Annotated in this window: 8 protein-coding genes; 3 read left to right on the forward strand and 5 right to left on the reverse strand. The window is 68.1% G+C overall.

What is annotated here, in order from left to right; all coding sequences use genetic code 11:
- Positions 1-59 precede the first annotated feature (59 nt).
- Together ACLJOO_RS40440 and ACLJOO_RS40445 are read left to right on the forward strand one after the other, a co-directional pair.
- Positions 60-3,143, forward strand: a complete 3,084-nt coding sequence (locus ACLJOO_RS40440; RefSeq protein ID WP_410793388.1) for a PD-(D/E)XK nuclease family protein — start codon at positions 60-62, stop codon at positions 3,141-3,143.
- Complete coding sequence (locus ACLJOO_RS40445; RefSeq protein WP_410793389.1) at positions 3,136-6,597, forward strand: UvrD-helicase domain-containing protein; 3,462 nt, start codon at positions 3,136-3,138, stop codon at positions 6,595-6,597. The genes ACLJOO_RS40440 and ACLJOO_RS40445 overlap by 8 nt, the downstream gene beginning before the upstream one ends.
- Positions 6,598-6,612: 15 nt before the next feature.
- Here the strand turns inward: ACLJOO_RS40445 and ACLJOO_RS40450 are convergent, their stop codons facing one another.
- From ACLJOO_RS40450 to ACLJOO_RS40470, 5 genes are all read right to left on the reverse strand, one after another.
- The gene (locus tag ACLJOO_RS40450) at positions 6,613-7,395 is read right to left on the reverse strand and encodes an alpha/beta fold hydrolase (protein ID WP_410793392.1); all 783 of its coding nucleotides are present in this window, start codon (positions 7,393-7,395) and stop codon (positions 6,613-6,615) included.
- A gap of 13 nt (positions 7,396-7,408) precedes the next feature.
- Entirely contained in the window at positions 7,409-8,050 is a 642-nt protein-coding gene (locus tag ACLJOO_RS40455; protein ID WP_410793393.1) for a LysE family transporter, read from the reverse strand.
- A gap of 615 nt (positions 8,051-8,665) precedes the next feature.
- A complete protein-coding gene (locus ACLJOO_RS40460; protein ID WP_410793395.1) occupies positions 8,666-9,016 on the reverse strand; it encodes a hypothetical protein in 351 nt (116 codons plus the stop codon).
- A 905-nt stretch (positions 9,017-9,921) separates the two neighbouring features.
- Positions 9,922-10,239: a hypothetical protein gene (locus ACLJOO_RS40465; protein ID WP_410793396.1), complete on the reverse strand. Its 318-nt coding sequence runs from the start codon at positions 10,237-10,239 to the stop codon at positions 9,922-9,924.
- Entirely contained in the window at positions 10,236-14,207 is a 3,972-nt protein-coding gene (locus tag ACLJOO_RS40470; RefSeq protein ID WP_410793398.1) for a DUF6531 domain-containing protein, read from the reverse strand. Before ACLJOO_RS40470 ends, ACLJOO_RS40465 begins: the two co-directional genes overlap by 4 nt.
- A 319-nt stretch (positions 14,208-14,526) precedes the next feature.
- Between ACLJOO_RS40470 and ACLJOO_RS40475 the strand changes: the two genes are divergently transcribed.
- The gene (locus ACLJOO_RS40475) at positions 14,527-15,153 is read left to right on the forward strand and encodes a DUF6308 family protein (RefSeq protein ID WP_410793400.1); all 627 of its coding nucleotides are present in this window, start codon (positions 14,527-14,529) and stop codon (positions 15,151-15,153) included.
- Position 15,154 lies beyond the last annotated feature (1 nt).

Genomic DNA, 15,154 nt, shown 5'->3' on the forward strand with positions numbered 1-15,154 from the left:
GTTTGTGTCCGTGGGAGGGTTTAGCGTCTGCGGTGAGAGTCGAGAGATGGGGAGTCCTGGTGAGTACCACCCGGATCGAGAGCACGGCGTACGGCGCCGCGGCTCTGGAGCGCCTGCAAGCCGTCGTCGCGCGGCTCAAGGCCGACGATCCGATGACCCCTGTCACCCTGCTCCTGCCGAACAACCTGGCCGGCGTGATCGCCCGCCGCCACCTCGCCCGCTCCTCGGTCGGCGGGCTGTATCTGGCGACCCTCGAGCGACTCGCCGAGCAGATCGCCGCCGGGTTGCTCTCGCCGCGACGTCCCGCGACCCGTCCGATCGTGGCGGCCACCTGGCGTACGGCGCTCGCGAAGGCGCCCGGCATCTTCGACGAGGTCGCCGCGCACCCGTCGACCATCCAAGCGCTTGCATCCGCCCATCGCGAGCTCCGTGACCTCACCGAACCAGCGCTCGACAAGGTCGCTGCCGCCTCCGCACTCGGCCCGGATCTGGTCCGTCTGCACCGGCACGTCACCGCCGAACTGGCCGCGGACTGGTACGACGCGACCGATCTGCTCCGCGCCGCCGCGTCCCGGATCGCGGCCGCGCCTTCAACCGTCGATGAGCTGGGCGCGCTGGTGCTGTATCTCCCGCAAGAGCTGACCCAGTCCGAGGCCGCGTTCGTCGCCGCGCTCGGCGAAGCGGCCGCGGATCTCACCGTGATCGTCGGGCTGACCGACGTACGTCGTGCCGACCGCGCCGTACGGCGATCGCTCGAACGGATCGGGATCGATCTGCCGACGTCGATCTCGAAGAACTATCCGGTCGCGACCGAGATCCTCAACGCGTCCGATGCCGACGACGAGGTGCGGTGCGTCGTGCGGGACGTCGTGTCGGCGCTCGAGCAGACGCCGGCGCATCGGATCGCGGTGCTGTACGCCGCGGCCTCGCCGTACGCGCGTCTGCTCCACGAGCACCTGTCCGCCGCGCGCATCGAGGTGAACGGTCCCGGTACGCGTCCGGTGCACGAGCGGGCGATCGCGCGGACGCTCCTCGAAGTCCTCGCGCTGGTCGATCAGGATCTGCCGCGAGCGGACGTGTTCCGTGCTTTGGCGAATGCGCCGACACGCGACTTCACCGGCGAGCGCATCCCGGTGCCGCAGTGGGAGCGGATGTCGCGGGCGGCCGGGGTGGTGCGTGGGGACGACTGGGACACGCGGCTGGCGCGGTACGCCCAGTCGGAGCGGCGGACCGCTGACCAGGAGGAGGCGGCCGAGGATCCACGACCGGCCGCGGTACGGCGCGCGCAGTACAACGCGTCGACGGCCGAGCGGCTGCATACGTTCGCGTCGACGTTGCGTCGACGGCTTGGGAGTTTGGCTGCGCTGGAGACGTGGGCCTCACTGTCCGAAGGTGTGCTGCAGCTCTTCCACGACTTGCTCGGGGACTACTCGTCTCTGCCGATCGAGGAGCAGTACGCCGCGGCCGCGGTCGAGGGATCGTTGAAGGGGCTGTCCACGCTCGACGAGCTCGGTACGCCGGCGAGTCTCGCGGTGCTGCGCGACGTACTCGATCTTGAACTGCAGCAGTCGCTGCCGCGGGTCGGGACGTTCGGGACGGGCGTGCTGGTGGCGCCGCTGTCGGCGAGCGTCGGGTTGTCGGCGGACATCGTGTACGTCGTCGGTCTGTCCGAGGATCTGTATCCGGGACGGGTGCACGAGGACGCGCTGCTCCCCCATCGGGTGCGTGAGGCGGCCGCACCGGAGTTGGCGTCGTTCCGGGACCGTTTGGACGAGAAACAGCGGCATCTCCTCGTCGCGTTCTCGGCCGGTGCGCGGGTGGTGGCGTCGTTCCCGCGCGGCGATCTGCGAAGGTCGTCGCGGCGGTTGCCGACGCGCTGGTTGCTCGGGTCGTTGCGAGAGCTGACGGGTGATCACGCGTTGCCCGCGACGCAGTGGGACCGGTACGGCGAGGTCCTGCAGACGTCCGCGTCGTACGCCGGTTCGTTGACGACGGCAACGATGCCGGCGACCGAGCAGGAGTGGCAGACCCGCGCGGCGGCAGCGCGGCTGTGGGTTCAGGACAGGGTGCTTGTGCGGGCGCGGGAGTTGCTGCGGGGGCGTGGTTCCGCTGCCTTCACGCGCTTCGACGGGGACTTGTCGGGCGTGTCGGGGCTGCCCGAGTTCGCGGTCGAGGACCGGATCGCGTCGCCGACGTCGCTGGAGTCGTATGCGACCTGTCCGCACGCGTACTTCGTCGAGCGGCTGCTGCAGGTGGAGCCGTTGGAGGCGCCGGAGGACCTGCTCGTCATCTCGCCGATCCAGGTCGGGAACCTGATCCACAACAGCCTGGACGCGTTCGTGACGCGACTGGCCGGTTCGCTGCCCGGGTACGGTGAGCCGTGGACCTCTGAGCAACGGTCGCTGTTGTTGGCGATCGGGGCGGATCTCGCCGAGCAGTTCGAGGCGGAAGGCCTGACCGGGCATCCTCGGCTGTGGCAGCGCGAGCGGTTGCGGGTCCTCGGGGACCTGATGGTGCTGCTCACCGACGACGATCGCTGGCGCGCATCGCGGTCCGCGTCGGTGGTTGCCAGTGAGTTGACGTTCGGGTTCGACGGCGAGCCTCCGGTGGAGATCCCGGTGCCGTCCGGCCGGGTGTTGCTGCGCGGATCCGCCGACAAGGTGGACCTCGGCGCGGACGGCACGATCTACGTGACGGACGTGAAAACCGGCGGCTTCTCGCGGTACGAGGGCATCGAGGCGGATCCGGTCGCGGGCGGGACAAAACTGCAGCTGCCCGTGTACGCGTACGCGGCCCGCGCGCGGCTGGGTGAACCGTCCACTCCGGTCGAGGCGTCGTACTGGTTCGTCCGGCGCGGCGGCAAACGGATCCCGGTCCCGCTGACCCCCGAGGTCGAGGCCCGGTACGTCGACACGCTCGACGTGATCGTGTCGTCGATCGCGGCGGGCCACTTCCCCCCGAAGGCGCCCGAAATCCCCGACTTCCTCTGGACTCAGTGCCCCTACTGCAACCCCGACGGTCTGGGCCACAGCGAAGTCCGCGCCCGCTGGGACCGCAAACGCCACGACCCGGTGCTGGAACGGCTGGTGCGGCTCATCGACCCGACCGCCCTCGAGGCTCGGGAGGGGGCTGGGGATGACTGAGCAACTGTTTGATGCCGCCGCGCGGGATCGGATTCGCTCCGACACCGACACCACCCTCTTCGTCGAAGCAGGCGCTGGGTCCGGGAAGACGCATGCCCTGGTCGAGCGGGTGAGCACGCTCGTGCTGCGGGACGGCGTACCGCTGCGAACGATCGCGGCCGTGACCTTCACCGAGAAGGCCGGGGCGGAGCTGCGGGACCGGCTGCGGGTCGAGTTCGAGAAGGCGCGGAAGAGTGAGGACCGTCAGCTCGCCGACGCCGCACTTGACGATCTGGATTCCGCGTCGATCGGCACACTGCACGCGTTCGCGCAGCAGATCCTGCTCGCGCATCCGATCGAGGCCGGGCTGCCGCCGCTCATCGACGTACTCGACGAGGTCGGCTCCTCGGTCGCCTTCGAGGAACGCTGGGCCGAACTGCAGCAGCAACTCCTCGACGACGACTCGATCGCCGAGCCGCTGCTGCTCGCGATGGCGGTCGGGGTCGAGCTGAAGCATCTCCGGTCACTCGCCCGTCTGTTCGGCAACGACTGGGACCTGATCGCGGATCGGGTCCTGGTCGAGCCGCCGGAGCTGGTCGCGATGCCGGATCTGAGCGGCCTGATCGCCGCGGCCGCGCAGATCGGCGCCGCGGCCGAGACCTGCCTGGACCCCGAGGACCGGCTGCTGCCGAAGGTCCAGCAGATCCGCGAGCTCGGCCTGACGCTGGACGCGGCGTCCGATCAGGAGACGCAGCTCGCGCTGCTGCAGACGTTCCGCGGCCTGAAGATCGGCCGGATCGGGCGCAAGGAGAACTGGCCGGATATCGCCAAGGTCCGCGCGGACTGCACCGAGGTCGTCGAGGTCGCCGGCTCGCTCGTCGAGCTGCTCCTCGACGCTTGCCTCCGGCATCTTTCGCACTGGATCGCGGAGCGGGTGCTCGAGTCGGCCGAGCTCCGGCGCGCCGAGGGGCGGCTGGAGTTCCACGATCTGCTGGTACTTGCGCGCGATCTGCTGCGGCGCGATCCCGAGGTGCGCGCGGACCTCCAGGAGCGCTTCGAGCGGTTGCTGCTCGACGAGTTCCAGGACACCGACCCGATCCAGATCGAGCTCGCAGTGCGGATCGCCGGCGGCGCCGAGGCGGACGCCACCGACTGGCACGACGTCGAGGTCCCGGAGGGGCGGCTGTTCGTGGTCGGGGACCCGAAGCAGTCCATCTACCGGTTCCGGCGCGCCAACATCGCGACGTACCTCACCGCTCAGCAGCTCCTGGGCGAAACCGTCGCCCTCACCACGAACTTCCGCACGGTGCCGCCGATCCTGAGCTGGATCAACACGGTCTTCGCGACCCTCATCCAGGCGCACGAATCCGCCCAGCCGTCGTACCAGTCCCTCTCACCGCACCGCACCAACCCAACATCCGCGGGCCTCGCGATCTCGCGCACTGCCCCCAGCCCGCCGCCCGACGCCCCGGTCAAGGGCGACCAGCTGTCGATCTTCGACGAGCCCACCCTCTTCTCCGACGCGGCTGAGGCTGAGGTGAGCGATCTCGCAGCCGTCCTCCCGTTCCGTCGGCGCGGCACCGACGTACCGCTCGAACCACCACCGGACGAACCCGAGGACCCCTCGGCCGGCCCTGCCGTCACGGTCCTCGGCGCGACCCCGCACGACGACCTGCCGCGCGCGCAAGCCTCCGTCCTCCGCGAACGCGAAGCCACCGACGTCGCCGCGGTCATCGAGGAAGCACTCCGCCAAGGCTGGCTGGTGTACGACGACCGCGCCGAAACCTGGCGCCCCGCGGAGGCCGGCGACATCGCCGTACTCGTGCCGGCACGCACCTCGCTCCCGTTCCTCGAGGACGCCCTCGACCGCGCCGACATCCCGTACCGCGCGGAAGCCAGCTCGCTGGTCTACCAGACCGCCGAGGTCCGCGACCTGCTCGCCTGCGCCCGCGCACTGGGCGACCCCAGCGACCAACTCGCGCTCGTCACCACCCTCCGCTCACCCCTGTTCGGCTGCGGCGACGACGATCTCTACACGTGGAAACGCGACGGCGGCAGGTTCATCCTCACCGCTCCGGTCCCCGACCAGCTCCTCACCCACCCGGTCGCCGAGGCGATGGAGTGGCTCCGCCGGACGTACTACGCCGCGCGCTGGCTCACCCCCAGCGAGATCCTCGCGAAGATCGTCGCCGACCGCCGCATGCTGGAAGTCGCCGCGGTCGGCCCCCGCTCGCGCGACGCCTGGCGCCGGATCCGGTTCGTCGTCGACCAGGCCCGCGCCTGGTCCGAGGTCGAGCACGGCGGCCTCCGCTCGTACCTCGCCTGGGCCGCCCACCAGGGCGAGGAGACATCCCGCGTCGCCGAGGCCGTCCTCCCCGAGACCGACGCCGACGCGGTCCGGGTGATGACGATCCACGCCGCGAAGGGCCTCGAGTTCCCGATCGTCATCCTCTCCGGCATGACCGCCTCCCCGAACCGCCAGCGCGGCGTCCAGGTCCTGTGGCCGCTGCCCGGCGGCTACGCGGTGAAGCTCAAGGCGTCCGTCCAGACCGAGGACTTCGACCTCGTCCAGCCCGTCGACGAGCAGATGGACGACTACGAACGCCGCCGCCTCCTGTACGTCGCCGCAACGCGCGCCCGCGACCACCTGGTCGTCTCGCTCCACCGCTCCGGCAACCGCCGCCACACGAGCAACGCCGAACTCCTCGCGAGCGCCGGCGGCGTCGACGCACCGCACGCCACGCTCTTCACCTGCCCACCGGTCCCCGACCGCGAGCCAACCGGCAGCCCCGACGTCACCCCACCGATCTCCCGCACCGAGTGGGAATCCCGAGCCGCCGCAGCCCAGTCCGCCAGCCGAACCCCCTCCGCCCAATCAGCCTCCGGCCTGGAGGGCACCGGCCCGGAACTCGCCCTCGCAGCGCTGTCCGTCGACGGCGAGGACCTTGCCGGTCACCCCATCGACCCCGGCACCGCGAAGGGCGCCCGGGACCTCGAACTCCCACCGTGGTCCAAGGGCCGCTACGGCACCGCGATCGGCCGCGCAGTACACGCCGTACTCCAGGTCGTCGACCTCTCCACCGGCGCCGGCCTCGAAGCCGCCGTCTCGACACAATGCCTGGCCGAGGGCGTCCTCGAGTACGCCGACGTCGTCACCGCCCTCGTCCGTTCGGCCCTCGCGTCCGACGTGGTGAAACGCGCCGCCGCCCGAGAACACTGGCGCGAGTCGTACGTCGGCACGGTCCAACCCGACGGCACCGTCCTCGAAGGTTTCGTCGACCTCATCTACCGCGAGGACGACGGCCGCCTCACCATCGTCGACTACAAAACCGACGACATCCCCGCCGCAGCCCTCGAGAGCCGAGTCGCGTACTACGCACCCCAACTCCAGGCATACGCCAAGATCCTCCCAAACACCGGCCCGCCGGTCCTGCTCTTCCTGAACCCCAGCGCCGCGGTCGAACGCAGCCTCTAACCCAGCCGTTCAACCTCACTCGTTCAGGTAGCGCCGGAGGAGTTCGATCCAGCGGTCGAAGGCGTCGAGATGTGCATCGTGGCTACCTCCGGCGAGGTCCGCGCGCCGCGTACCGGGGCGGCGACGGATCAGCTCGGCCTTCTGAGCCGCGGTGAACATGCCGTTCTCGGCGAAGACCGCCAGCGTGGGAGTCGCGAGGTTCTCCCACTCCATCCAACGATCCGCCTGCACCGCGGCGATCGTCGCCTCCATCACGTCAGCGTCGAACCGCGGACGCAGGCCGCCCCGCGTACGTTCGAGATCGTTGAACCAGGCAACCGCCAGCGCGCCGTCGCCGAGGAACGACCGAGCCGAAGCCTCATCGGCGAACGGCACCGGCCACGACGCAAAGTACTCACCGATCCTGCGCGCCTCCTCGGGCCGGTCGTCACCACCAGCGTTGCCCTCGAGCATCACCAGCCGGTCGACCAGGTCGGGCCGCGCCGCGGCAGTCAGCAACGCCGTATGGGCACCCATCGACTGACCGACAAGGCGGACCCGCTCCCCAGGTACGAGTTCCTCGATGACAGCAACCACGTCGCCGACGAATGCCTCCCGCGAGAGATCCGCCGGCCGTCGGGTGCTTGTTCCGTGCCCGCGCTGATCGATCAGCAACGTGCGGAAGCTGTCGATCAGCGCGTCCGCGGTGGGCAGCAGCTCACGTGAGCTACCGGCAAGCCCGTGCAGCATCACGACCACCGGCCCAACATCGCCGCGACCGGTAACCGCGATCTCCACATCCCCGCGCCGAATGATCACGGCTCATTCTCGGCTAAGCGACCAGCCGAACCGCAAGTACGACGATCAGCAGACTCGACGCCAACGCGGTCAGGAGCCTTCCACCGGCGCCGGTCAGCAATCGCCCGAGCAGCGCTCCGCCGCCCGCGAGCAGCAGTTGCCAGCTCGCCGACGCCACGAACGCCGCCACCACGAACACGATCCGCTCGCCAAGTCCAGCGACGCCCGACCCACCCAGCACGAGAGCCGCGAAGTAGATCACCGTCCACGGGTTCAGCATCGTCATCCCGAGCATCCCGAAGTACGCCGCCCACGCCCCGACCGGCGTCTCCTGCTGCAGCGCAACGATCCGCCGCTCGCGATAGCGCCGTACCGCCTTGACCGCCCCCATCACCGCGAGCCCGATCAGCACCACAACCGATGCCCACCGCAACGGCCCGACAACCGGCACCAACAACGGAGCCAACACCGACCCGGCTCCCGCAGCCACCGCCGCATAGACGCCATCAGCCGAAGCAACCCCGAGCGCCGCAAACGCCCCGATCCGCAACGAACTCCGCGCCGTCAACGCCACCAAATAGGTCCCGACAGGCCCGACCGGCACAGCAACCCCATACCCAGCCAAAACCCCCGCGACCACCACCCCGATCACGACTGACCGGAGATCGACCCCCACAAACGACCAACCTGCTGCTGAACCCAAGCCACCAAGGCCAAAGGTCCCACCAGCAACAGTCCAAGGGTCGTCGAAGTCATGCCCCCATGATGAGCACCCACCCCCACTCCCTCAACCCAATTACCTGTTGCCGCCAACAACCGCCGTCCCGACCCGACGCCCGCCACCTCCACACCCCGCTCAGGCGCCGAGCGTTCGCACCCGTCCCAACTCAAGCCCCCGCACCTCCGCTCACGCGATCGTGTGCAGGGCAACCATGACGCCACCAATGATTCGCACGCGCGGGCAATCCGCCACAGCCACCTGGCGCATCCTGTGGCGGGGCAGCCGCGTCCAGCGAGTCGTGGGTTTCGGTGGCCGAACACCACCCAGATCCACGACTCGCGGTTTCGGGCGCCAACCAGATGCCACGACTCGGCGTGATGTGTGACGAGCCGGAAGTTCCGTGCAGCGGCCGGGCCATCTTGCACCGACGCGAGATGGCCCGCTGGCAGGTTGTTTCACCGCCGACGTGCAAAACAACCTGCTACTGATGAAACAACCCGCCATCCCCACCAGGCAGACCCAACGTCCGTCAACGCCGGACACTCACCGACGGACCACCAGGCTGCCCGTTCAGGACTCCGCGAGGATGACCGCGAGTTCCCGCTCATACGCCGCGATCGCGGCCGCATCGTCGTCGAAGTACCGCTCCCAGAACCCACGCTCGAGCCATGCCGCAGGCCTCATCGAAAGCAGGCCACCCTCCTTGACATCTACCACCCAGTTCGACGGCACCGACCGATCCACCGTCTCGAACATCACCGCACTCCACACACTCGGCACACCTCCATCATCGAGGTCGATCCGCAAGTGGACACCTGAATCCGGTACGGCGACAACCTCAAGTACGACGTACTCCTGCCCGACCGACACCCAGGGACTGCTGTCCTCAACCCGAAGCGTCACCGGATTGACGATCTTCACGCACCGCACCCTCACCGCACCACCTCCAAAATCCGCGGGACCTCGGAGATGAATCTTGCCTCGATGAGTGGATGGGGCGAACCGCGACAGCCCTGAGTGCGGGCGTGACCAGTCCATAAGGCGCGCTGGAATGACAGCAACGCGTTCATTCGAAAGCGACCCCTGCCTGTTGTCATCCAAGCCTTCCTACGGGACATCTGCGAGTCCTCGGGCGTACTGCCTCAGCATCGACAACTGCTGGTCCGAGATCGGCGAGATCGGGCCATTCGGATCCAATGCAGACCCGAACTCTCCTTGCGCCGTCATCCAGGCCAAGACACCTGTAGACATGCAGCTGGGGTCGAACAACTGGGGCGGGTCACAGAATGGAAGGCCCTCGGCGCCAACCCACGCGACAGAACAACCCGACTCAACGACCGCGGCAAGCGAAACACCCAGCGCAGCTGTCATACCGTCAGCTGTCGGCCAGACGAGAATCGGCAGGTCCCAGGTCGGGATCTCCCACGCATCACCGCGCAGAACGAGCTCGTCGACGGGTTCGCCAACCCAAACATGGGCAGGAAACGCGACCGGACCCCAACCTCCACGCCTCGCAAGACCGTAAAGCGTGATGCCGGGCACCTCGTCCCCGTCGACGATCACAACGAGCGAGTCACGCGCGAGGCCTGAAGTCACTCGATCCCCTCCGACCATTCAATGAGCGAGGTGTGGTGCGGCGCCGCGCCGCAACCCCGGGCCGAGCACGACTCCAGCCTGGTCTGGCTCCGCTCATCAGAATGCACAGGGGCGACCGGAGACAGATGCGCCAAAACGGTCCAACATTGTGCTGGCCGGTCGGACTCGTCGTTGACCAGTTCGTAAATGTCGGCACGGTCGCCGGCCGACACTCGTCCTGGAGCACCAGCTCACTCCGGCTCGTCCTCACGCCGCCGGTACACCCACTCCTCGCCAGCCAACAGTTCCCGCGACTGCGAGGGCGGTACGGCGACAGCGTCGAAGCGGATGTCGACCGGAGGTACGAAGTCCGCGATGACATACGCGCCGACCTCTGAGGCCAAGAGATGCTCCTCTTGCCCCACCGTCTCGTACATGAACCTTGCCTCGATGAGGGGGTAGATCGGGCGGACCGCGATGGCTCTGAGGTTGGGCGTGACGAGGTCCCATAGAGCGCGCTGGAAGGACAGCAGAACTTCGATCCGGAAAGCAGCGGGATCTGTTGTCATTTTGGTCTCCCTGGAACGATGTGGACGCTTCCATCAGCCCGGTAGTGGAGGATACCGACCGTAGTCGGGCTCGCGACTCCGTCGCGCGTCATGTAGATGCCGATCCGGTAGCCGAAGTCGATGCGCTCCTTGAATCCAGGCTGACCTCGCACGACCTTGTCGACCTGTTCGCCGGTACCCGCGTGCTGGACGAGGTCCTCTGGGTTGGCCGTGAGTTGGCTGCGACCGGGGAGGTAGTTGGGGTGTCCCGGGAAGTGTTTTGACTGCTGCCCCCAGTTGACCGTTGGAAGGTTCTCCGCGACCCGACCTCTGCCTGTCGCTCGGCCAAGGGCGGGGAAGCGGGTGGCGACGAGGCCGACTGCTATGTCGGCTGCTAGTTGGGAGCAGTTGCCTTTGAGGACGCAGGCTTGGGAGTCGAGGATGCCGGCGGCGCCTGCGGAGATCACTCCGGTGGCTGAGGAGATTTGGAGGAGGATGGGGATGGCGGGGGCGCAGGCTCGGGCGAGGGTGCAGATTACGGCGCCGCCCAGGGCGGCTGTGGAGATGTAGCCGGAGACGTGGGAGACGTCGGTGAGGGTGCCCTCGATGCCGTCTAGGCCTTGTAGGTCTGTGGTTTTGAGGGGGTTGCCGGCGGTGTAGGCGTAGGGGTTGGCGGAGCCTGCCTGGTCGGTGGTGAGGAAGGTGCCGGTGGTGGGGTTGTACTCGCGTTGGCCCAGGAGGTAGTTGCCGGTGGGGAGTCTGAGGCCGCCGATGTAGCCGGGGGTCTGCTGGGTGGTTGGCTTGGTCGGGGTGGTCGGAGTTGACGGGCCGGCTCGGGTCTGGCCGTAGGGCTCGTAGTTGTGTTGTTCGGGCTTGGTGGTCGTTGCTGTGAGCACCGAGCCGTTGGGGGTGGTGGTTAGTGGGGTGAGGGCGCTTGGGGTTTGTTGGGCTAGGAGGCCGGAGCCGTAGAGGTAGCGAGTGGGTTGCGGAGTTCCTGTGGTGGCCAGGATTTGGGGTGAGAGGGGGTCCCAGAGGTAGTGGGTGGTTTGGCGGCCTGTGGTTGAGGTGGCTCGGCGGCCTTCGCCGGTGTGGGTGTAGGTGGTCTCAACGCCTGCGGTGGTTGAGGTGAGGGGTTTGCCGGCTGCTGACCAGGCGTAGGTGGTGGTGCCGTCGGAGGTCAGGTTGCCGTCGGGGTCGTAGGTGTAGGTGCGGGTGGTTGGTACGTCGCGTGGGTAGGCGGCCGGTGTGGTGAGCGAGGCCTGGAGTTCGTTGGCGGGGCCGTAGAGGGACCAGGTGCTGCCCGAGGGGCGCTTCTCCCAGGTGCGGTTGCCGTTGGCGTCGTAGTCGTAGCGGATGTAGTCGGTCGCGTCGTCTGTGCACTGATCGGTGCCGTAGCAGGTCGCGGTCAGGCGGTTGAGGGGGTCGTAGGTGTACGACGACTTGCCGGCGACGGAATCGTTGGAGCGGGTGAGGTTGTCGGCGGCGTCATAGGCGGAGGTGATGGTGCGGAGTGGGCGGCCGCCCTGTGCCAGGGAGAGCGATGTGGTGCGGCCGCGGACGTCCAGTAGTTCGGTCTTGACCAGCCCGCCGGGTTGGGTTGTCGTGATCGTGCCGCGGGCGAGGTCGTAGCGATACGAGGCCAGAGGCTTGCCATCGGCTGCGGCGGAAGTCAGACGGTTGGTCGCGTCCCAGGTGTACGACTCCGTGTGGCCGGCTGCCGTCCGTCCGGTGAGGTTGCCGACGGCATCCCAGTGGTAGGACACCGGGCCGGCTGACGTGAGCTGGTCGAAGGCGTCGTACCCGAAGCGGGTGAGGCCGAGGCCGTCGGTCATCGAGGTACGGCGGCCCGCGGCGTCCCATGTGTAGCTGACCGCGGGTGTCTTGTCGGAGTAGGCGATCCGCAGCGGCGCACCGCGGGCATCCAGAACGAAGGAAGCGGCCTTGCCTGATGGGAGTGTGGTGCGGATCAGGCGGCCGGCCTTGTCGTACGCGAACTTCCAGGTGCGACCGCCGTACGTCGTCGACATCGTCCGGCCCGCACCGTCGTACTCGAACGTTTGCGAACGGCCGCTGGCGTCGACGGTCTCAACCACCCGACCGGAGGCGTCGAAGGTTGTGGTGGCCTCAGGCAACGATGGGCTGGTGACGCCGACCACTGCGCCGGCGGCGTCGTAGCGCAGCTTGGTGGTGCCGCCGCGGGCGTCGATGAGTGTCGACACGCGGCCTTGTCCGTCGTAGGTCTGGCTCGTGGAGACATCAAGGGGCCCGTGCTGCGAGAGCGGCTGGTCGTCGTCGTTGTAGGTGACCGTGCTGACCGCGCCACGCGGTGAGATCGCCTTGATCGGACGTCCCCACCCGTCGTTCTCGAATCGAGTCACCTGCCGCAGAGGATCAGTGATCGAAACAAGATCACCATCGGCGGAGTACGCGTACTGCACAACACGACCCAAAGCGTCGCGAGACGCCGTGACAAGGCCGCGTGTGTCGTAGCTGACCGACGAGGTCCGACCCGCGTACGCCGTGCTGGTCAGGTTCCCGCGGGCGTCATAGGTGTACGTCGTCCGCCGCCCGAGCGGATCCACCGTCGCGACGACGTCGTTGCGGGCGTTGTAAGTACGCCGAGACACCGCACCGACCGCGTCCGTCGAGGCGACAACGCGACCGAGGGCGTCGTACTTGTGCCGCGCACCGTGCCCGAGACTGTCGAAGACCCGGATGAGGTTGCCGTCGGCATCGTAATGGAACGTGGCCGTGGCGCCGGTCGGATCGGTTTGGCGGATCAGCCAGTTCCGCTCGTACTCGTTGATCCACTTCCCGCCCGTCGGGTCGGTCATCGTCGACGTACCGCGAATGCCCTCGGTCTCCCAGGACCACGTCGACCGGCCGCCCTTGGCATCGGTCTGCGCGACGACCCGCCCGTCGGCGTCGTACTCGGTCACGTACGCCGGCTTGGCCGCATCCCCGACCGTCTCCGACGTCAGCCGCCCCTCGGTGTACTCGTACCGCGTGCGAATCCCGCCCGGCGACGTCACCCCGACCAGCCGACCGTCGGCGTACTCGTACCGCACCGTCCGCGGCGCGACACCAGGCCCCGACAACCGCACCGACGCGATCTGTCCCGAAGAGTTGTAGTCGTACGACAGCGACCGCCGCCCGTTCGCGACCGTCCGCACGCGCCCCGAGACCCGCCCGATCGTCACCCCTTGACCGTTGCGATCCCGGATCGCCTGCAACTCGCCGCCCGCAGAGAACTGCATCCGCACCTGGTCCACGCTCGTCAGCAAGTACGTCGACCCCGACCGCGCGAGCGTGAACCGAGCGGCCCCCTGCTCCACCGCGAGCCCGGTCCCGTGACGCGTGAACCCGATCTCCCGCCCGTCGGACGCCAGATATCGAACACCACCTGAAGACACGATGAGGCGGTCCGAGTACGACGCTCTCCACCCGGCACCGAGCGAGCCCGTGGATCCGTCGTTCGAGTTGTACGTCCGCGTCACCGTGAGCGGTACGCCGAGCGCCGTCACCGAAGCATCCGTCTCGACGGCGGCCAGCGCACCCGTCAGGGAGTTGACCGGATCGGATTGCATGGCGAACGGCCCGAAGAACGCCCGCGCCTGTTTGTCCGGGAACACGAACCCAGGCGCACCGGCGTAGATCATCACCGAGGCGGACGCCGAACCCTTGCCGTTCGTCAAGGACACGCTCAGCAGGTTCGGTGAGCCGACGAACTTGCAGTCGAGCGGCACGAAGACCGACCAGCTCAGCGACTGGGTCCGCGCCGGTTTCGGCTTGGGCACGTTCTCGCAGGGCCAGTGGTCGACCTGCCAGGTGCGCGTGTCGGTGATCCGGAGGTAGCAGAGGTCGATCGTCAGGTTGAACGTGCGGGCCTGGAAGGTGAAGGTGAGCCCGGTGCCGGCGTGCGCCATGCCGCCGTCGAGAGCGATCTCGGACCCGGTGCTCAGGACTTCACCGTTCGCAGAGACGGTCATGTCCGGATGCAGACAGGGATACTCATCCGGCTTCGCTGCGTACGCAACCGGTGTGAAGGGCAGGAGCAGGACAGCGAGGACGAGCACAACAAGCCGGTTCCGCACAGTTCGCCTCCGCTCAGTCGTGGGGTTGTGACAGAGAGTTTACGGAGTTCGGTGTGCGAAAAACGTGGATGGTTACAGGTTGTGGATAACGGGCAGTGACTTTGGCGTGCGGGGGGCCGTGGAGTCGCTACGATCTGCGGAAACAGGTGAGGAACGTTCGAATGATGGTCCGCCCGCTGGCGGGTCTGCCACCACAAGTGTGAGGGTGTGGCTCATGAACATCGGTACCCGGAAGATCGTCGTCGACGAGGCGATCGCGCAACTGCGGCTGTACGCCGAGACGAACGGCGCCGTGCTGCAGTACTACGACGGGCTGCCGGGTATGACTACCGTCGGTGGCTCCGACCCGAATCGGGTGACGTTCGAGGACCTCGGCCGGATCATGGTGATCGGCGCCGACCTGCGGGTGCTCGACATTCCCTGGCTGCTCGAGGTGGAGGCCGAGAAGGAACTCGCCGCGATCCCGGTGGACGCGCGCCTCGAGGACGCGGCGCCGGGCACCGACCTGTTCGAGGCGGCGATGGCGCTGGACGACAAGTTCACCGGTCACCGCGGGTTCGGGCACGCGAAGAAGTCGAAGCTGCTGCACCTGAAGCGGCCGTACCTGTACCCGGTGACCGACAGCTTCATCCGGATGACCTACGGTTCGGCGTCGGCCGGAGCCGAGTTCCTGAAGGCGGTCCGCGAGGACCTGGTGAACCCGGCCAACGTCCGTGACTTCAAGCTGCTGCAGGTCCGCCTGATCGCGGAGCCGGCGACCAGCGCCGCCCGTCTGCTCGGCGAGGTGCCGACGCTCCGCCTCCTCGACATCCTCGCGTCCCTGCTGGGCGAAGCGAAGTAGA

Source organism: Kribbella sp. C-35 (genome assembly GCF_046549195.1).
Taxonomy (GTDB): domain Bacteria; phylum Actinomycetota; class Actinomycetes; order Propionibacteriales; family Kribbellaceae; genus Kribbella.